Origin of the sequence: Rhizobium pantanalense, assembly GCF_030182525.1 — a bacterium.
Lineage (GTDB): Bacteria > Pseudomonadota > Alphaproteobacteria > Rhizobiales > Rhizobiaceae > Rhizobium.
This window is the reverse complement of sequence record NZ_JAQJCH010000002.1, coordinates 33,052-53,618: the sequence shown is the minus strand read 5'-3', so window position 1 is coordinate 53,618 and position 20,567 is coordinate 33,052. Positions and strand designations below refer to the sequence as shown.

Here is a 20,567-nt window from a genome sequence, read left to right as displayed (position 1 = left end):
CTTCGCCGTTCATCCTGCTATTTGTAGGGATCGGCGGCATCGCGCAAGCCGTCTCCTAAAAAGTTGAACGCCAGAATGACCAAAATCACCGGGATCATAGGGAAAAGGAGCCATGGATAGAAGGCGATGACGCTGACGCTTCTTGCCTCGGTCAGCAAAATGCCCCAGCTCGTGATTGGCGGGCGAAGCCCCAATCCGAGGAAGCTGAGGGCGGTTTCGCCGAGAATCATGCTGGGAACAGAGATCGTCGCCGTGGCGATGAGATGCGACATGAAGCCGGGAACGAGATGGCGGCCGATGATGCGGCGCGTGCTTGCGCCCATCAATTGCGCGGCGAGCACGTAGTCCTCCTCCCGCAGGGACAGAAGCTTCGAGCGCACGGCGCGTGCAAGGCCGGTCCAGTCGAGAATGCCGAGAATGATGGTAATGCCGAAATAGACGATGATCGGACTCCAGCTCACGGGCATGATCGCCGCCAGCGCCATCCACAATGGCAGGCTCGGCAGCGATTGCAGCACCTCAATCACGCGCTGAACGAGGAGATCGAAAAGACCGCCATGATAGCCCGCCAGACCACCGATGACGACGCCGAGCACGAAGCTGATCGCTATGCCGATCAGCCCGATCGTCAGGGATATGCGTGCGCCGTAAATAATGCGCGACAGCACGTCCCGGCCCAGGCGATCGGTTCCAAGCAGATACATTTGCCCGCCGACGGAAGGGCAGACCAGATGAAGGTTCGAATCCACCAAGCCCCAGAAGCGATAGGAATCGCCGCGGCAGAAGAAACGGATCGGCTGCACGTCCGAACGATTGTCGGTATAGACCCGGCGCAGCGTATCGATATCGAGCGTCATTTTCCGGCCGTAGACGAACGGTCCGACGAACTCGCCCTTGTCGAAGAAATGAACCATCTGCGGCGGCGAATGAATGTAATCGACATTTCGGCTGTGCAGACCGTAGGGCGCCAGGAATTCCGCAATCAGGATCATGCCATAGGCGAGCAGCAGGAAGATGCCGGAGGCGAGCGCAAGCTTGTGCTTTCTGAACTTCCACCACATCAGCTTCTTCTGCGAAGCCATGTAATAGCGCTGCTGGCCGGCGGACATGGCTTCGAACTGATCCGGATCGAAATCCGCGTTCGAGACGTAATGCTCCAGGGGAGCACCGGGTTTTGGCAGGGATACGCTCACTTTGTACTCCTGCCTTGCAAGCGGATGCGGGGATCGAGAAAGCCGAGTGCGATATCCGAGATCAGCACGCCGATAACATTGAGGAAGGCGAGAAACATCAGAAATGAACCGGCAAGATACATGTCCTGGCTTTGCAGGGCCCGGATCAACATCGGGCCGGTCGTCTCCAGCGACAGCACGATGGCGGTGATCTCAGCGCCCGAAATGATCGACGGCAGGATGGAGCCGATATCGGCGACGAAAAAGTTCAGCGCCATGCGCAGCGGATATTTCACCAGCGCCTTCAGGGGGTGCAACCCCTTGGCCCGTGCGGTGATGACATATTGCTTCTGCATCTCGTCGAGCAGATTGGCGCGAAGGCGGCGGATCATGCCCGCCGTTCCTGCCGTACCGACGATGATGACCGGAATCCACAGATGCGACAGGATCGAGCGCGCCTTTTCCCAGCTCATCGGCTGCGAGAGATACTGCTGATCCATCAGATGGCCGATCGACACGCCGAACCACACATTGGCGAAATACATCAGGATCAGCGCCAGCATGAAATTCGGGATGGCAATGCCGAGCAGGCCGAGGAAGGTCAGGCCGTAATCGCCCCAACTATATTGATGGGTGGCGGAATAGATGCCGATCGGGAAGGCGATTAGCCAGGTCACCAGAATCGTCGTCATCGATACGAGAATGGTCAGCCACAAGCGGTCGCCGACGACATCCGAAACCGGCAGCTGATATTCGAAGGAATAGCCGAAATCGCCGTGCAGCATTCCGGCAACCCAATGGACATATTGAAGCGGCATAGGCTGATCGAGGCCGTATTCGTGACGAAGATTCTCGATCTCCTGAAGGTTCGCCGTCTCGCCCTGGGCGCGCAGCTCGGCGATCTGGCTTTCGAAGAAATCGCCAGGCGGAAGCTGGATAATCGTGAACACCAGCATCGAAATGACGATCAGGGTCGGGATCATCACCGCGATGCGCCAAAGGATATATCTAAGCATTCCGGCGATCCTCCTTCATCCAGAAGGTATCCGGCATGTAGACACCGAGAAAACAGGTTGGGTCGAAACCGTAAAGCGCCTTCTCCGGCACGTTCTGCATGCGCGCCGAATGCACGATCGGCTGCAGCGTGGCGTTGATGAGGCCGATGGAGAAAACCTGGTCCGTATAGATCGACAGCATTTCGTGCCAGATCTCGGCGCGCTCGAAGGAAGAGGCGGCCGCCTCCCATTCGTGAAGCAGCTTGACGAGTTTGGCCGCCTCCGGAACATCGGGTGCAACACCCTGTGTCTCACGCGAAAGATAGTACATGCCCCAGAGCGGCCACTGCATCTGGTCGTCGGTTGTCGGCGCCAGTTCCGCCGGGTTCATGTCCGCTGTCGCCACGCCATTGTCCAGGCCGTACCACAAGGACATCAGGATACGCCCGCCCATGGCGCGGCTGCGAAAAATGTCGCGTTGCGATACACGAGTAAACAGCGCAATGCCGACCTTGCGCCAGTGATCGGTGACGAGTTCCAGGACGTCCGCATCCAGCGGGCTCTCGCCCGGTGTTTCGACCGTGATCTCCATGCGCCGCCCGTCCGGCAACAGGCGAACGCCGTCTTCATCGCGTTTGGCAAGACCGGCGGCATCCAGCAATACATTGGCCTGATCGGGATCGTACGCAATCCAGGCCGCCGCATATTCGGGCTTGAAGAGAGGGCTGTCTGGCAGGACCGTATTGGCGCTTTCGGTGCCGAGGCCATAGAAGACGGCCATGTTGATCTCATGGCGATTGATCGCCAGCGACATGGCTCGCCGCACCCGGACATCGCGCAAAACGTCTCGCCATACGGCATCGGCGCTGTTCAGATTGGGAAACAGTGCGACCCGCGACCCACGCGCCGCTTTCCAGAGATTGACCTTGATCGGGTGCAGCCTCTCCGCTTCCTTAAGGAAGGTATAATCGTTGAAATCTATGCCGTTTGCCTGCAGATCGCTTTCTCCCGCGCCGGTCTTGGCAGCGATGATCGCGGAAGAGCTGATGTTCAGGATCATCCGGTCTATGTAGGGCAACTGCCGGCCGTTTTCGTCGACGCGATGGAAATAGGGGTTGCGCTCGAAGACGAACTGCTCGGCCGGTGGGGCGGTCGTGTTGCGCCAGGGATCGAGTACCGGCAGGTTGGGATTTTCAGGCCGGTAGGAACGGGCCATCTTGATATGAAGGTCCTGCCATTTCTTGGCGCGGTTTTCCTTCATCAGCGAAGAAAGGCGAATGCTGTCCTGATACTTCTTGTGGAACTGCTTCAGATAATGCGCAGGGCCGGCAATGACGAGCGGCTGTGGCGCCGCAAGGATCGGCAGGAAATCGGGATTAGGATCATCCCAGGAATAACGCACCGTCAGTTCGTCGAGCAGTTCGAAGCGCGGCAGGCTGCCGTGCGGGCGCAACTCCAAGGCGCCGCCGCCCGGTGTCAGTTCCTTGTTGAGGATGACGTCTTCCCACCAATAGCGGAAATCATAGGCCGTGAAAGGATGCCCATCCGACCATTTATGTCCTTCGCGCAGCTTGAAAGTGAAAACCATGTCGTTGACGGAGGTGAAGGACTCCAGAATATCAGGTTGCAACGACAGGGTACGGTCATAGCCGACGAGACGGGCATAGCCATATATCGTCATGAAGCGGATATCGTTCTGGCTGCCGACAATGGTGCGTACGGAGCCGCCATATTGACCCGGCGTACGGCCCATGGCCGCGACATTGACAATGCGGGGGAATTTCGGCAAGCGCTTGGCAAGGTGCGGCATCTGACCCGCCCTCAGCCAATCGGCGAAATATTCCGGCTCGTTGTCCACGTCGGCTGCGAGAACGGGCTGAGGCAGAACGGTAGAGGCCAAAAGGCCGAGAAAGGTGCGCCGATTGATCATTTGCGCAGCTCCTGGGCACCGAGACCCCGGCGGGCGCGCACGAAATGTCCTCCGCCCAAATCGGCATAGGCAAGATCTCCGTCCGCTCCCTCGGAGAATTGCGGCCCCCATTTCTGCTTGGCTGCGGCGCCTTCGCTGCCCAGGGCGGAGAAATCCAGCGGCCGGTCCAGATCGGGGAATGGCACCGCCGCAAGCAGCGAGCGCGTGTAGGGATGAACGGGATCGCGCAGGATGATCTCGCGCGGCGCGATTTCGACGATGCGTCCACGCGCCATGACGGCAATCCGATCGGCCATATAGTCGACCACCGCGAGATTGTGCGAAATGAACAGATAGGTCAGGCCGAGTTCTTTCTGCAGGTCCTTGAGGAGGTTGAGGATCTGCGCCTGGACGGACACGTCGAGAGCCGAGACGGGCTCGTCGAGGATCAGAAGCTTCGGGCCTAGCGCCAGAGCGCGCGCAATTCCGATGCGCTGGCGCTGGCCGCCGGAGAAGCTGTGCGGATAGCGGCTCAAATAGTGCTTGTCGAGCCCGATCGCCTGCATCAGCGCCTTGACCTTCTCCTTGCGCTCCTCGCTATCGCCCCGCTCATGGATTTCCAGGGGCTCGCTCAGGATGTTGCGGATGGTCATGCGCGGGGAAAGCGAAGAGACCGGGTCTTGGAAAACCATTTGGATCTTCGTGCGTAGATTCATCAATTCATCGCCCTTGACGGCCAGCACATCGATCTTGCCGCTGCCATCATCGAAGGTGACGGAACCGCTATCGGCGGTGACACCCCGCATCAGGATCTTGCTGACGGTCGTCTTGCCGCAACCGCTTTCCCCGACCAGGCCGAGACATTCGCCGCGGCGAATATCGAAACTGACATCATCGACCGCACGGAACTTCATGCCATCCCTCCGCCCGAACAGCCCGCCGGCCTTCGAGGTGTAGGTCTTGGTCAGATTGCGTACGCTGAGCAGGACATCGGGCGCCGTGCCCGCAGCCGGCACACCGCTGCCGATAAGCTTCTTCTTGCTGGAGAAGGTACCGAGATTGACCGGGACATCCCGCAAGGATTTTAATCGCTCTCCCGGCTTCATGTCGAAATGCGGCACCGCCGACATCAGCGCCTTCAGATAACGATGCTGAGGCTGACGAAAGATCGTATCGACCGGACCTGCTTCCATGATCTCGCCGTGATAGATGACCACGACCTCATCGGCCATATTCGCAACGACGCCAAGATCATGGGTGATCAGCAGCATAGCCATGTTGAACGTCTGCTGGAGATTGCGCAGCAGGCCGAGAATCTGCGCCTGGATGGTGACATCCAATGCCGTCGTCGGCTCGTCGGCAATCAGCAGCGCCGGATTGCAGATCAGCGCCATGGCGATCATCGCGCGCTGGCGCATGCCTCCGGAAAGCTCGAAGGGATACATGTCGAAAGTGCGAACCGGGTCCTGAAAGCCGACGAGATTCAGCATCTCTTCCGTCTTTTCGCGCTGCTCGGCTCTGCTGGTGCCGGCGCTGTGAATGCGAAGCGCTTCACTGATCTGGTTGCCGACCGTATGTAGCGGCGACAGCGAGGTCATCGGTTCCTGGAAGATCTTTGCCATGCGCGCGCCACGCAGCCCGCGGATCGCGGCGCCGTCGCGCGGCAGCTGGAGGATATCGGTCGTCTGACCGTTGAGCGGATCGGTAAACAGAATCCGGCCGGTCGCCTTCGCCGCCGTTGGGAGGATGCCCATGATCGATTGGCTGATGATCGATTTGCCGGAGCCGGATTCGCCGACGAGCGCCGTAACCTTGCCCGGAAGCACTCTCAAGCCGGCATTCTTGACGACGCGCAGACTATCTCCGTAAAGGGAAAACGAGACGTCGAGGTTCTCGATACGCAGTAGATCAGTCCCTGACGCCATACATATTACTTCCCGCTCACATGACCTTTGTGGCCTTAGACGGCACACTAACGTAGGCCATAACGGGTGTCTAGCTGGTCAAAGCAATGCGGAGACTGTAAAAAAACTGTCGCCTTTCCAGTGATATATCGGCTTATGCTGAAGCGCGAGGCATGCGCAGTCACGGAGTCAGGTTTTCGACTTGAACACGGCTCTCGAACTTCTTGGCGTCCCTATGCAAGAGAATGACCTGTTCGGCCTCCGAGAGGCTGTCTGGTGCCGTCTCCTGAAAGATCTCGAGTGCGCCATTGGCTGGCGTCGCGGCTTTCGGGGAGACGACGGTGAAGCGCTGGCGCACACCGCGCAGCTTTTCCTCTCCCAACGTCCCCCATTCGCAATCGGTGTAGCTTGAGAAAGCCTGGCTCGCGACGACTTCGGTTGCATATTTCTTGGTCAGCGACTGTAGACGCTCGACCTCGTTGACCGCCGCGCCGAAGGCGGAAAACGTCAAGCGGTCCCTCAAGCCGACATTGCCGAACATGACGTTACCGACATGCAGGCCGATCCCGTAGCGCACTTCGCTCAAATTGCGCGACTGGCGATCGCTGTTGAGCGCCTTGACACGGCGTTGCGCCTCGAAAACGGCCGAAAGTGCGGCTTCGCAAGCCACCTTTGACGGGTCCTTGTGCCGCCCGCATGGATAGACGGCGAGAAATCCGTCGCCCAGGAAGCTCAGGATTTCGCCGCCATTGCGATTGAACGGCGCTGCGATCGCGTCGAAGAACTCATTGAGCGTATCAATATAGGCCTGGCGCCCTTCCTTTTCGGCATAAACTGTGGATTGCCGCATGTCGCCCATGACGAGGGCCGCGCGGATCGTCTCGCCGTCGCCGCGGCGAATCTGGCCGTTCAACACGCGCTTTCCCGCATCGCCGCCGAGATAGGTGGTCAACATATTGTTGGCGAGCTTGCCGAGGACCGCCATCTTGGCGGCCATGGCCAGATGATTCTGCATGCGCATCAGCGCGCCGATCATCTCTTCGCTGAAACCGCCGATGCTGTCGGTCGACCAGGAACCCATCATCCCCTGCACAGAGCCCGCGCCGAAAGTCTGCACGAAGGCCATATAGTCGGTGACCTTCTCCTTGCGCAGATCCTCAAAAATCGGAAATTCGACCGCGCCGTCGACATCGATCCGGCGACGCAGGTGCTGAAGATTGTTGGACAGGAGGTAATAGTAGGGGCTCTGCACGAAGCGTTCCGGCTTCTCGTTCCCATGCCGGTAGCCCTCGATCATCAAACCGCCGGCGCGCCGCCAGGTAAAGCCGAGCGCATCATAGAGCGGATGAAGCATGGAAAAGGTCAAATGCACGCGCTTGAGCGGCATCCCCGTCGCAGCCATGCGTTCGCAGAAGCCGCGAACGATGGTCTCCAGGTTTTCGCCCGTGAGCGCCGCCTGCGTCAGCCATTCCGCTACTTTATCAAGAAGAAGATCAGAAACACTCGAATGGATAGTCATTGTCCCCGCGGCCTATCTTGCAATGCCCGATGTCTCGCCGACCATGAAGCATCGGCTTCTTCGCCGACGCCCACTTCCGGAATTTCCGGCCTATCGTTCAAGGCTGGATGAAACAATCATTCAACGGCACCAGCGCGTTCCCATGCTACCCCTGGATCGCGCAGGCACCAGAAAAATCGACTGCATCTCTCACGCCCCCGCACCAGAAATGCAGCAAAACGACAGCCGTCGCAACCGGCGACTCCCGTTTTGTTCTCTTTCAGATAAGGCGCATATTCAGCTGAAACAATGGGCTAACCCGAAATGGGTCGATAAAAATCGCGACTGAAACTCCATGGCCAGCTGCGCGTGGCAATCGAAGATCACACGCCCGCGGCAAGCTCGGGCGGCCTCTTTTCCCGCAGCGCCATGGCTGCCATCGCATAACCCCCGCTCGCCCCGTCGATGAAATGCATGTGGTCGCGCATCAGCGGGGTCGGCACGAAACAGGTCATCAACGCGCTATCCTGGCGATGCAGACCAAAACGGCAGACACCCTCCGCCTCGGCCTGACGCAAGCGCGCCTCGATACGCTCAAGATGCGCGGCGTCGACATCGATCGTCATTTTCAGACCATCGTCGAACTTGCGAAAATCGGAATTCGCCGCGAGATCACGCCGGTAGATCTTGGCATCGAAAGTTGCGGTCCTCACCCCGAACTTATCGAGAACCCATACAAGCACGATCTGGGCATCGATAACAAGCTTGCGCCACCTGCGGTTGGCCGGCGCGACCAAAGCCCGCGCCTCGATATCGGCGCCACCGAAGCTCAATGCCGGCGTCGGACCTTCGACCGGGATGGGATGGCTGTCGCGGCTCTGCTCCGCGGATATGGCAATGATATCGGCAACCAGTTGCTGGAATTTCGGACCGCTTCCAGCGTCGCCCGGAATGGCGATAATCGAGACGATTTCGCCGTTCTGCGCCTTGATTGGATTCCAACGGCAGGAAAGACCCGTCAGATCGGGTTCCACCTTGGCCGGCATCGGCTCGACGATGAAGCGGCCCGCCTTCATCTGCCGCTCCGCCCAACTCGTGCCACCGCCGGAAAACATGGCATAGGAAACATAATCGCTCGGGCTGAAGCGGGCGACCCGAACGTCGAACCCCTCGCCGCGAATGGCGCCCATCGGCACCAAAGCCGTGCGCAGATCGAGCTGCAGCTCCTCCATCACCCAGCCCCGTACCGCCGCAAGCGCCTGTCTGGCCCGTTCCGCGCCGGAAGGTGGGACGGCGACCAATGCTCCATCCCCGCCGAAGGCGAAGGGATAGTCGCCTCGGTCCAAAGCGTTGAGTACGGCGGAAATCACGCTGGCGCCTGCCATATTGACCGATTTGTAATGTCCGGCGGCAATCGCCTTCGTGGAGCTGACGATATCGGCGATCGCAATCAGCCAGTCATCCGGTAGGGGCCGGTAATTGGCGCTGTCCGTCACGCCTTCGAAACGCGTGAAACCCGCAAGCTTATGGAAGAAATCATCATTGGATGGCTCGGCCATGATGTCCCCCTTCACTGAGCGCCGCGACAATCTATCCCTACAGCAAATGCGCCGAAAATCTAGCGGGTGGTCGACGCCGCAATGCTTGCCGTGCTACGCCCACTGCGGGAGAGGCACAAGACGCCAAGGATACTTCAAATACGATGAGCCGCCTCGATAGTTTCATTCGCCGCCTCAGCGCGCAGCGCGATATCCTCAATACCGTTGCCAACGAGGTGAAAATGCTTGGTGGCCCGGTGCTGGAGCTCGGTCTTGGCAATGGCCGCACCTTCGATCACCTGCGCGAACTTTTTCCCGATCGCCGCATCATTGCCTTTGACCGGTCGGTCAATGCCTACGGCCCTTCGATGCCGTCGGCCGACGATCTTATACTCGGCGAAATTAGGGACACGGCGAAAACCTTCATCGGCTCCAATGCCTCGCTCGCCCATGCCGATATCGGCACCGGCTACGAAGACAAGGATGCGATAACATTGACCTGGCTGCCCGAGATCATGGCTGGCGTGCTGGCATCGGGCGGGCTTGCGGTCAGCGGCCTTCCTCTCGATCATCCAGATCTCGAGGCGCTGCCCCTGCCGTCGACCGTCAAGGACGGCCGCTATTTCATCTATCGACGCAAATAGGCTCAGCGCAGAAACAGTAGGTCGAACTGTTCGCCTTCAACCGGCAGTTCGACCACCTTCATGATCCGCTCGCCGCCTTCGAAGAAGGCGAGACATTCGCTATAGTATCCGGCGAGATCGGCGATGAAGTCTTTGGTCTGCTCCTTGCCGTAGAATGCCGGGGTGAATTCCATATAAAGTGGCACTTTACGGGCCATCAGCGCGCTCATCGAACGGCAGGCAACCGGCTCATAGCCCTCAATGTCCATCCAGATCAGGCCGATATCGGCGGAATCGACGCCTGCCTGCAGGAGAATATCGCCGACCGGCAGGACAGGCACCGAGATCTTCTCGTCGGCCGCGCTCTGCCGCAATGCGCTGCTCTTGCCATGATTCTTGTGGTTGAGATAGAAATCGAGTTGCCCCTCGCGATCGCCGGCGGCGCAATTGACCGCCGCCACCATCTTCTGCAGGCCATTGTCGGCGATGTTGGCCTCCAGCAGGCGAAAATTGCGCGGGTCCGGCTCGACGCTGACGATGCGGTCATAGGCGCCGCTCAAGGCAAAATAGCAGGTCTGCGTGCCGATATTGCCGCCGAGCTCCAGGAGTGCCGATCCTTTGCGCAGCAGGCCACGCTCGCGCAACACGCTCAGCAGGCGGTCGACATGATCGCGCTCGAAATGCCCTTTGCGAAAAACCTTGCGGCCGATGTAGTCGGCCGGCGAGAAACTGAGGACGTGATCGCCGCAATCGACCGTCATCATCTTGACGCGGGGCCCAATCGCACTGACCAGGATATCCCGGCCCAGCCTGGTGTCGAAGAGGCGCGTGGCGATTGCATCGCGTTTGCGGCGAAAGGCTCGCTTCCAGTATTTTCTTGTGAGAATCCTGCGGTCGAACATGAGCGCCATCCCTACACCAGCGCCGTTCGATTGCAAACGGCGGAGATCGGCGCCTCAGGTCTCGGAAAATCAGGCAAAGTGGGCGCTCGCCTCCTTCGAGACGATATAGACCCGCAAGGGCTCACCCCGGCCTCTGACGGCGATCTCGCGGCTTTCGGTGCCGACAATATCTGCTTCCGAAAGCTGCGCCACCGGCTCCGAAAAGACCAGCGCGGTGTTGAATTCCTTGGCGACGCTTTCAAGGCGGCTGGCGACATTGACCGTATCGCCAATCGCCGTCACGTTCTTGACGGTGCCGTACCCCATCGAGCCTACCACAGCGAGGCCGGTATGGATGCCGATGGCGATTTCGAGCGGGGCGGCCAGTTCATCAGCGAGCTCCGCACTGAGCTTGTCGATCTCGCGGATGATCGCGGCCGCCGCCTTCAATGCCTGGCGATTGGCCTCTTTCGGGGTCGTGCGAAGGCCGAAGAGAGCCATGGCCCCATCACCGATGAACTTATCCATCCGGCCACCATTTTCCTCAACGATACGGCCGACGATGGCGAAATAGCGATTGAGCAGGAAAACGATGTCGAAGGGCAGCCTCGATTCCGTCAACGACGTGAAATGACGCAGATCGCAGAAGAAGACGACGATCTCCCGCTCGCGGCCGGGACTTGCCGCTTGGCTATAGACCGGAATTGTCGCCTCGGCCATCGGCGTCAGCAGCGGCACAACACTGACGTTTCCGGTTGGACGCAGCTGACAGGCAAGTCTGACATCCGGCGTGGCGCCGATACGGTTCAGGGTCTTCTGCTCCAACGGCTCAGGCGGCGGCAGGTTTTCCGCCCCCTCGATGATTTGCACGCGGCAGGTGGAACATTGCCCCTTGCCGCCGCAGACCGAATAATGGGGGATGCCGCCGAGACGGCTTGCCTCGAGCACGCTGAAGCCACGCGGCGCGTGCACGACTTCCCCGCCCGGGTAACGAATGGCGGCCTGATATTGCCGCTCTCTTAGCCTGCGATGCGCGCGGAAGGCGAAAAGAGCGGCGATCGACAGGCTGAAGGCGCCATAGAATCCGGCGCGGTACGGCCACAAGTCTTCCGCCATTTTACTGCCAGGCGCCGAGCCCGACTCGCCGAAGCTTCGCATGTCGCTGTAATAGCCGCCGGGATAGCCGCGCTCATCCTCCTGGGCGACCTCATGCACCACGGTCTTGCCCATTGCGGCAAAGCCGAGCAACGCGAGAACCGGCAAAACGATGGCAAGCGATAGCACGACCGGCGCGATCGCCGTGTACCAGGGGCGGTAGCGCAGCCAGAAATGAACGCCTATACACCCATGAACCCAGACGATCATAAGCACGAGCGACTGGCGCACACCGTTGAATGGTGACGTCACCCACAGGCTGCGCACGACCGCCTTATAGGTGTCGTGATAGCCGTAGACCTCGTGGACAATGCGTGTCGCAACGATATGGTCGATCAGCAGTAGGGGGACCAGCAGACCGGTGACGATCTGAAAAGCTTCGCCGGCGGGCATGACAAGCGTCCTGCGCTTGTAGAGCATTCGCAGCACGAGCAGGATATGCAGGATCAGCGCCCCATAGAGCAGCACGGTTCCGACCGGATTGCGCCAAACCGCCATGAACCAACGCTGCGCATGTTCGGCCATGCCGAGCGAGATCAGGCCGAGGGAATGGTTGGCCAGATGCATGATGACGAAAGCAAAAACGATCAGACCGGAGCCGAGACGGAGCTTTCGCACGAGGCGATCGGTTATGATTGGCTTTCTTGCCTCGATGGTCATCAAACCCAATGTATATTGCCCGTTCACAACAGATCCGAAAACGGCTATCGCCTATTCATCTACAGCGCCGCGCGTCATATATGACACGCAAAGATCGCTGTAGCACTTTTAACCTGCTGCATAATTTTATCCTCAAATCGATTCCGATTTAAGGAATTATGCAGTAGCCGCAACGCCGCATACTGTCGAGGATGCGGCTTTTTGAAGCAGGGACCTTATTGTCACGCAACCGGTCGGAATTCGGGCAATCTTTTCACGATTCGGGTTCCTGCCATCACTTAATCGTCAACCGTGTGACGACATCATGAAGATTGCCTTTTACGCTCCCTTGAAGTCACCTGCCCATTCGGTCCCGTCCGGTGACCGGCTGATGGCCCGCCAGATCATCGCAGCATTGAAGATGGCGGGACATCAAGTCGAAGTCGCTTCCGAATTGCGCAGCTTCACGCCCACCCCGGAAGCCGGCCCACGTATGGAAATCGCCCGACAGGCGCAAGCCGAAGCAGGCCGCCTGATCGAGCGCTGGCAAAGCGAGGCAGCGCCTGATCTGTGGTTCACCTATCATCCCTATTACAAGACGCCCGATCTCATCGGCCCGTTCGTCGCCAGGAGGCTTAATATCCCCTATGTCACGGCCGAGGCTTCCTATTCCCGCCGTCATGACGAGACTGGCTGGAGCGAGAACCAGCGCCTTATCGCCGATGCGGTAAGGCTGGCGGCCGTCAATCTGTGCTTTACCGAGCGCGACCGGATCGGTTTGCTCGATGCGATCCCCGATGGCCGCTACGAGCGCTTCCTTCCCTTCATCGATACTGCGCCCTTTGCACGCTCCTCCCCCGATCCGCGACGGCTGATTGCCGTGGCGATGTTGCGGAAGGGCGACAAGTTTGACAGCTACGCCATGCTGGCGAGCGCGCTCGATCTTATCCGCGATCAGGATTGGACCCTCACCATCATCGGCGATGGGCCGATGTGGGCCGAGGCAAGGTCGTTGTTTTCCACATTCGGCGAAAGCCGCATCATCTGGCGCGGAGAGCGTTCCACCACAGAGATCGCGCAAGAACTGGCAACCGCCGGCCTTTATGTCTGGCCCGGCTGCAACGAAGCCTATGGCCTCGCCTATCTGGAGGCGCAGGCGGCGGGCCTGCCCGTCGTCGCGCAGGCAACGGCCGGCGTGCCTGAGGTGGTGATGGCGGACAGGACGGGACTTTTGACAACGGAAGGCGATATCACGGCCTATGCCGGTGCTATCGCTCGACTTTTGAACGATCAGAACCTGCGGCAGAGCATGGCAGACGCAGCCTATCACTTCGTGCATCGGGAGCGTTCCTTGACCGCCGCGTCGCAGCGGTTGGAAACCATTCTTCGAAACCATCTGGGAGACACCTATTATGAGCGATAGAGCCGATTGGCAGCCCCTGCGTGACGAGCTGCGGCGATGGAGCGAGGCAGGACGGAAGGTAAAATTCTGGTTCCGCGACGACGACGCCATCGAGCCGACCCCTGCCCTCGACCGGCTTCTGTCGCTTGCCAATCGTTTCGACGTGCCGATGGCTCTGGCGATCATTCCGGGACCGACGGGCGAGGCACTCGCCGAGCGCCTAAAGCGGGAAAGCCACATCACCGCCACGGTGCATGGCTGGACGCATCAAAACTATGCTCCTGAGGAAACCAAAAAGCAGGAGCTCGGTCTGCATCGGCCGCAGTCGATCGTGCTCGACGAGCTGCACCGCGGCTTCGATAAGCTGAAGACCCTTTACCCACAACAGTTCGTGCCGCTGTTGGTCCCGCCGTGGAACCGGATCGATGATGCGCTGCTGCCGCATCTCGCCCCCTTCGGCTATCGTGCCGTCTCCGTTTTTGGATTGGCAAAACAGGCCCCCATCGGCTTGATCAACACCCATATCGACATCATGAGATGGCACGGCGTACGTGGTGGTTTGCCGCATGCCGAAGTAATCGGGCGTCTCGTGGAAGAACTCCGGATCCGTTTCGACGGCCACGACGAACCGATCGGAGTGATGACACACCATCTCGCCCACGACGATCTCGCCTGGGATTTCGTCGAGACCCTGTTCAGGGAGACGGCTGATCATGCCGCCATCGAATGGCGGCCGATCAACCATTTCATACACTAGGTGTCGTATTACGCTCAGCCGAGTTCCTGGGCGAGCCCGATGAGCAGGCCTTCAGGCCCGCGGATATAGCAGAGCCGATATGCGTTGCCATACTGGACGACTTCGCCAACGAGCTGCGCGCCGCGCATGCGAAGCCTTTCAAGGGTGTTGTCGATGTCGTCCACGGCAAACATGACGCGGAGATAACCCAAAGCGTTGACCGGGGCATTGCGATGATCCGCGACGACAGGCGGCGCAAGGAAACGGGAGAGCTCGAGCCGACTGTGACCATCAGGCGTGCGCATCATGGCAATTTCGACGCGCTGATCGCCCAGGCCGGTGATACGCCCGGCCCACTCTCCTTCGATCGTGGCCTGCCCTTCGAGCTCAAGGCCAAGTTCGCGAAAGAAATCAATCGTCCCTGCCAGGTCTTCGACGACGATTCCGACATTATCCATCCGTTTGACGGCCATGCTTGCAACCTCCAGGGCATCGGTCCAGCCTACAAGCTGTCGCCTGATCTAACAATGGATGTTCGCCGCCAACGGCCTCTCAGAGCTGCAGCGATTGCCCGTCAAAGGCGAAGAACGCCTCGGGGAAGCTCTTCTGCGCATCGCGCTGCATGTCATCCAGTTCGCGATCCGTGCGGCCGGGCGCATGATGGAACATGGCAAGCCGCTTGGCGCCAGCCTTCTTGGCGAGCTTGATGCCCTCCTGCCATGTGGAATGGCCAAAACCCAGATATTTCTGCATCTCCGTTTCGAGATAGGTCGCATCGTAGATGGCAAGATCTGCATCCGCCATTAGCTCAAGCGCCGCCTCATCGAGTTTGCCTGCCACATGCTCGGTATCATAGACCATGGCGATCACCCGGCCCGCCCATTCGATACGATAGCCGATACAGCCGCCGGGATGATTCAGCCTCGTGGTATGGATGACGATGCCCGGATGTGGCTTCAACGTATCGCCGGCGGCGAAATCACGGAAATTCATCGCCGCGCGACAGATATCGGGTTCGACGGGGAACCATGGCGGCCGCATGAACTGGCCGATCAGCTGCCGCGTCGTCGTCTTGCCCGCCAGATGGCCCGACCACAGATCGACGCTGACGCGCGGATCGTATATCGCGTTGAAGAAAGGCAAACCGATGATGTGATCGTAGTGGGAGTGGGTAAAGAAGAGATCGATGTTGCGGACCTCCTCCTTGGCAAGAGACGCGGCCGCTTCACGCAAACCCGTTCCGGCGTCGAATAAGATATGCCTGCCGTCATGCCGTAACTCAATGCACGACGTGTTACCGCCGTACCGCTCAAATTCCGGTCCCGATACAGGGATGCTCCCCCGCACGCCCCAAAATTTCAGCTCAAAACTATCGTTGTTCATGGAAGTTTTTACACCATTCCCCTTTCGGTCAAAAAAAGCACACTTTTGCTATCGTGCGAAGCCAGCAATTTCTAAAAGTCGTGCAGTGGTAAAAACTGGATCTCATCGGCCAGCCGACACAGATCGTTGGGCGGATTGCCGCCAACGGATCGCACAGACCTAATATAGGTATGAAATGGCAGAATAGATAAGAGGCGGGAATTTGCGCGTGGTTCTGATGGGCTAATCTATATTAGACCGCAACGAAATGCGAACCTTTGCGAGAGACTGAGAAGATTTGTCCGAGACTTGCGCGCTTCTATCCTAGAGCGTGGCGGCCGAACGTGCCGCCTGTTCGTAATAACCAGACAATGCCCTGAGATGCGAAGCGATATCGGAGAGATCGTCTTGCGAGAGACCCGATACTTTCGTTGCCTCAACCAGTAGCCGCTCGCGAATTTCGGTATAGCGCTTCAGCGCGTCCAGTCCCTTATCGGTGACCCGGATGGTCTTTTCCTTGCCGGCCTTGCCGCTCTTGACGAGGCCAGCCGCCTCGAGCTTCTTGATGGCATAATTGGCGACATGCGTATCTTCGATATCGAGGACGAGACAGAGATCGGCGAGCGTTTTCGGCCGGTCGCGATGCCGCACGGAATGGATGATCAAGATCTCGACCGGCGAAAGGCCAGGCACGCCGGCCGCTGCCATGCAGCGCACCAGCCACCGATTGAAGGCATGGGAAAAGAGGATCGACCCGTATTCCAGCTCCGACAGAGCCGGCGAGCTGCCGCCTGCCAGATGTGCCGACGATACGATCAATTCGCGTCGCTTACTCTTTTCCTCGGACGTCACCTGAAAACTCCTTCGAACCGGACCAAAGCTCGGCAGATTCATGGGCCGAACGTCAATAGCCGCTCGGCTCCTGTGCTCGGTTCCTATTTGTCCCGCTTTCCGTAGCCGCCGCCTGTGGGAGTGACTACTGTGAAGGCTTCACCGGCCTCAAGCACGGTATGGGCCGAGCCGATCAGTTCTTCAATCCTGCCATCGTTGCGACGGACATAATTGCGACCGGTCTGTCCTGCTTCGCCGCCCTTGATGCCGAAGGGTGCCACGCGCCGATGGCCCGACAGGACCGCGAACTCCAACTTCTCACGTGTGCGGATCGTGCGTTGCGTGCCGTTGCCGGAGTTCCATTTGCCGCGGCCGCCGGAGTTCGGACGAATGTGGAAATCCTCCAGCACCACCGGGAAGCGCGTCTCGAGGATTTCGGGATCGGTGAGACGCGAGTTGGTCATATGCGTGTGGACAGCGTCAGCGCCATTGAAGCCCGGTCCTGCCGGCGCACCGGAGCAGATCGTCTCGTAGTACTGATAGACATCGTTGCCGAAGGTCAGGTTGTTCATCGTACCCTGAGCTGCGGCAAGCGCCTCGACCGCGCCGAACAGGCAGTTGGTCACGGCCTGGCTGACCTCGACATTGCCGGCAACGACGGCGGCCGGATATTCCGGCGTCAGCATCGTGCCTTCGGGGATAATGATGCGGATCGGGCGGAGGCAGCCGGCATTCATCGGAATATCGGCCTCGACGAGCACACGGAAGACATAGAGGACGGCGGCGCGTGTGACGGGCTGCGGCGCATTGAAATTGTCCGGGCGCTGCGCGGACGTGCCGGTGAAATCGACCGTCGCCTCGCGCTTGTCCTTGTTGATCGAGATCTTGACGACGATCTTGCAGCCCTGATCCATTTCGTAGCTGAATTCGCCGTCCGACAGACGATCGAGGACCCGGCGCACGCTTTCCGCTGCATTATCCTGAACATGACCCATATAGGCGTCGACGACATCTTCGCCGAAGAGCGTGATCATCTTTTTCAGCTCGGCGACGCCCTTTTCATTGGCGGCGACCTGGGCCTTGAGATCGTTGATATTCTGCGCCAGCGTGCGCACGGGATAGCGGGCGCCCGTCAAAAGCTTGGTAAGCTCCGCTTCACAGAAGCGGCCGCGATCGAGCAGCTTGAAATTGTCGATATAGACGCCTTCCTCCTCGATATGGGTGGCAAGTGGCGACATCGATCCCGGCGAAATGCCGCCGATATCGGCGTGATGGCCGCGGCTGGCGACCCAGAAGCGGATCTTCTGACCGGCATCATCAAAGACCGGGGTACAGACCGTGAGGTCAGGCAGATGCGTGCCGCCATTATAGGGCGCATTGATGAGGAAGACGTCGCCCGGATGGATGACGGCGTTTTCGCGGATCGCGGTTGCGACCGACGCATCCATCGAGCCCAGATGAACCGGCATGTGCGGCGCATTGGCAACCAGATTGCCTTCCGCATCGAAGACGGCGCAGGAGAAATCCAGCCGTTCCTTGATGTTGACCGAATAGGCCGTGTTCTGCAGAGTCATGCCCATCTGCTCAGCGATCGACATGAAGAGATTGTTGAAGATCTCCAGCATGACGGGATCGGCCTTGGTGCCGATGGCATTGCGCTCGGGCAGCGCCTTGATGCGCGTGAGGACGATATGATCCCTCGCGGTCAGCTGCGCCTGCCAGCCGTCCTCGATGACGATCGTCTGGTTCGGCTCGATGATGATGGCCGGACCGGTCACGGTCTGGCCGGGCTTGATCGCCTGACGCAGGACGACGGCCGCATCGTGACCTGCTCCGTTGGAGTAGAAGGAGGTGCGCCTCACAGCCTCGGCTTCACCTTCGGCTCTCGTCTCCAGCTCGACTGTGATATCGGCGGCAGCGCCGCCGATCGTTTCAATTTCGACGGCCTCCACGACCAGAGGCTTGTCTTCGGCAACGAAGCCGAAGCGGCGCTTGTGCAGCGTCTCGAATTGGCTGCGCAGCCGCGAGGGCTTGTCGATCTCGGGGAAAGTCGTTTCGACCGCCAGCAGCGTATCGGTGCCAGCATAGCGGATATGGGCGCGCTGGACCGTCTTGATCTCGGCCGTTGCGACACCTTGGGCTTCCAATTCGGGCACGCATTCGCCACGCAGTTCGCTGCCAAGCGCTGCGATGGCGGCAGGTGCGGCATCATCGAGGGAAACGCCGAGTGCCTTCTGGCGCGTTGCGCGGATATCGGCAAGGCCCATGCCATAGGCGGAGAGAAGGCCGGACATCGGATGCAGAAGGATGCTCTTCATGCCGAGCGCATCGGCCACCAGACAGGCATGCTGGCCACCGGCGCCGCCGAAGCAGTTGAGCGCATAGCGCGTCACGTCATAGCCGCGCTGCACGGAGATTTTCTTGATCGCCTCGACCATATTGGCAACCGCGATGCGGATAAAGCCGTCGGCAACGTCCTCCGGGCTTCGCCCATCGCCAATTTCGGCTGCGAGGGATGCGAACTTGGTCCGCACCGTCTCGACATCGAGCGGCTGATCCTGGTTGGGTCCGAAAATGGAGGGGAAGAATTCCGGCAGCAGCTTGCCGGCCATGACATTGGCATCGGTGACCGCCAGCGGACCGCCATTGCGATAGCAGGCCGGACCCGGAAAGGCGCCGGCAGAATCTGGGCCGACGCGGAAGCGATCACCATCGAAATGCAGGATCGAACCGCCGCCGGCCGCGACAGTGTGGATCAGCATCATCGGCGCACGGACGCGGACGCCCGCCACCTCCGTCTCGAAGGCGCGCTCATATTCGCCATCGAAATGCGCCACATCCGTCGAGGTGCCGCCCATGTCGAAGCCAATGACATTGGCAAAACCCGCCTGCTCGCCGGTTTTCGCAAGGCCGACCACGCCGCCAGCCGGACCCGAAAGGATCGCGTCCTTGCCCTGGAACATGTCGGCGGCCGTCAATCCGCCTGACGACATCATGAACATGACGCGCGCGCCGGTGCGCTCGACATCGAGCTCATCGCAGACCTGGCGGATGTAGCGGCCGAGCACCGGCGACAGATAGGCGTCGATGACAGCCGTATCGCCGCGGCCGACGAGCTTGATCAGCGGTGAGACCTCATGACTGACCGAAACCTGCTCGAAGCCAACGGATCTGGCGATCCTCGCGACCGCAGCCTCATGCGCCGGAAATTTATAGGCATGCATGAAGACGATGGCGACAGATCGGTAACCCCTAGCCAGGAGATCGCGCAGCGCAGCTTCCGCAGCTTTTTCATCCAGAGCCAGTTCGACGGTGCCGTCGGCAAGCACCCGCTCCTCGATCTCGATAACATCTTCGTAAAGCGCTTCCGGCTTGACGATCTCGGTCGCGAAGATCTTCTTGCGCTCCTGATAGCCAATGCGCAGCGCATCGCGGAAACCTTTCGTCGTCACCAGAGCAAGGCGCTCGCCCTTGCGCTCGAGCAGCGCATTGGTGGCGACCGTCGTGCCCATGCGGACCTCGCCGATCGCACCTTCGGGAACCGACTCACCTTTGCCGAGACCAAGATGCAGGCGGATGCCATGAACGGCTGCATCGCGGTAAGCTTCGGGATTTTCCGAGAGGACCTTGCGGGCGTGAAGAGTGCCAGACGGATCGCGCCCGACCACGTCGGTAAAGGTACCGCCGCGATCGATCCAGAAATCCCAACGACCCGAAATCTTCTCTGACAAGCCCGCCTCCAGCAGCATTACGCCAACAACGATGATAATATATCGATAAATCGTCAACGTTTTGTCGTCAACATAAATTGCGGAATGCGGGCGCATTCGGCACCGACATGTAGGACTGGCAGGAGGGAAGCGACAGTCCAGTCGCGATCATCCAGACCCGTTAGGTCGGCGGCGCAACCGTTCCTGAAACG

The 20,567-nt window shown here is 59.6% G+C and carries 15 protein-coding genes; 3 read left to right on the top strand and 12 right to left on the bottom strand.

Annotated features, from left to right (window positions below):
* Positions 1–17: 17 nt before the first annotated feature.
* The 6 genes from PH558_RS06365 to PH558_RS06340 form a co-directional block, all read right to left on the bottom strand.
* Entirely contained in the window at positions 18–1,193 is a 1,176-nt protein-coding gene (locus PH558_RS06365; RefSeq protein ID WP_113407423.1) for an ABC transporter permease, read from the bottom strand.
* Entirely contained in the window at positions 1,190–2,188 is a 999-nt protein-coding gene (locus PH558_RS06360; RefSeq protein ID WP_095437102.1) for an ABC transporter permease, read from the bottom strand. The genes PH558_RS06365 and PH558_RS06360 overlap by 4 nt, the downstream gene beginning before the upstream one ends.
* Positions 2,181–4,097 (bottom strand): ABC transporter substrate-binding protein, encoded by a 1,917-nt coding sequence (locus PH558_RS06355; RefSeq protein ID WP_113407422.1) that lies wholly within the window; start codon positions 4,095–4,097, stop codon positions 2,181–2,183. Before PH558_RS06355 ends, PH558_RS06360 begins: the two co-directional genes overlap by 8 nt.
* Positions 4,094–6,001: an ABC transporter ATP-binding protein gene (locus PH558_RS06350; protein WP_285202802.1), complete on the bottom strand. Its 1,908-nt coding sequence runs from the start codon at positions 5,999–6,001 to the stop codon at positions 4,094–4,096. The genes PH558_RS06355 and PH558_RS06350 overlap by 4 nt, the downstream gene beginning before the upstream one ends.
* Before the next feature lie 160 nt (positions 6,002–6,161).
* Positions 6,162–7,499, bottom strand: a complete 1,338-nt coding sequence (locus PH558_RS06345) for an adenylate/guanylate cyclase domain-containing protein (protein WP_095437105.1) — start codon at positions 7,497–7,499, stop codon at positions 6,162–6,164.
* Between the two features lie 362 nt (positions 7,500–7,861).
* Positions 7,862–9,037, bottom strand: a complete 1,176-nt coding sequence (locus PH558_RS06340) for a DUF3095 domain-containing protein (protein ID WP_285202798.1) — start codon at positions 9,035–9,037, stop codon at positions 7,862–7,864.
* 143 nt (positions 9,038–9,180) lie between these two features.
* On the opposite strand from PH558_RS06340, the gene PH558_RS06335 reads away from it, so the two are divergent.
* On the top strand, positions 9,181–9,660 hold the full coding sequence (locus PH558_RS06335) for a class I SAM-dependent methyltransferase (RefSeq protein ID WP_285202797.1): 480 nt from the start codon (positions 9,181–9,183) through the stop codon (positions 9,658–9,660).
* 2 nt (positions 9,661–9,662) lie between these two features.
* On the opposite strand, the gene PH558_RS06330 is transcribed toward PH558_RS06335, so the two are convergent.
* Positions 9,663–10,541: an FkbM family methyltransferase gene (locus PH558_RS06330; RefSeq protein ID WP_285202794.1), complete on the bottom strand. Its 879-nt coding sequence runs from the start codon at positions 10,539–10,541 to the stop codon at positions 9,663–9,665.
* Between the two features lie 69 nt (positions 10,542–10,610).
* Positions 10,611–12,335: an adenylate/guanylate cyclase domain-containing protein gene (locus tag PH558_RS06325; RefSeq protein ID WP_285203782.1), complete on the bottom strand. Its 1,725-nt coding sequence runs from the start codon at positions 12,333–12,335 to the stop codon at positions 10,611–10,613.
* A 304-nt stretch (positions 12,336–12,639) separates the two neighbouring features.
* Here PH558_RS06325 and PH558_RS06320 point away from each other — a divergent pair, with 304 nt between their 5' ends.
* The gene (locus PH558_RS06320) at positions 12,640–13,737 is read left to right on the top strand and encodes a glycosyltransferase family 4 protein (RefSeq protein WP_285202793.1); all 1,098 of its coding nucleotides are present in this window, start codon (positions 12,640–12,642) and stop codon (positions 13,735–13,737) included.
* Positions 13,727–14,473 carry a polysaccharide deacetylase family protein gene (locus PH558_RS06315; RefSeq protein ID WP_285202791.1) on the top strand — a complete coding sequence of 249 codons (747 nt, stop codon included), beginning with the start codon at positions 13,727–13,729 and terminating at the stop codon, positions 14,471–14,473. Before PH558_RS06320 ends, PH558_RS06315 begins: the two co-directional genes overlap by 11 nt.
* 14 nt (positions 14,474–14,487) lie before the next feature.
* Here PH558_RS06315 and PH558_RS06310 read toward each other — a convergent pair whose 3' ends face one another.
* The 4 genes from PH558_RS06310 to PH558_RS06295 form a co-directional block, all read right to left on the bottom strand.
* A complete protein-coding gene (locus PH558_RS06310) occupies positions 14,488–14,925 on the bottom strand; it encodes a VOC family protein (RefSeq protein WP_285202787.1) in 438 nt (145 codons plus the stop codon).
* Between the two features lie 79 nt (positions 14,926–15,004).
* Positions 15,005–15,835: an MBL fold metallo-hydrolase gene (locus PH558_RS06305; protein ID WP_095437112.1), complete on the bottom strand. Its 831-nt coding sequence runs from the start codon at positions 15,833–15,835 to the stop codon at positions 15,005–15,007.
* A gap of 303 nt (positions 15,836–16,138) precedes the next feature.
* Positions 16,139–16,666, bottom strand: coding sequence for a winged helix DNA-binding protein (locus tag PH558_RS06300; RefSeq protein ID WP_285202786.1), 528 nt, complete (start codon positions 16,664–16,666; stop codon positions 16,139–16,141).
* 83 nt (positions 16,667–16,749) lie between these two features.
* Positions 16,750–20,394, bottom strand: coding sequence for a hydantoinase B/oxoprolinase family protein (locus tag PH558_RS06295; protein ID WP_285203780.1), 3,645 nt, complete (start codon positions 20,392–20,394; stop codon positions 16,750–16,752).
* Positions 20,395–20,567 lie beyond the last annotated feature (173 nt).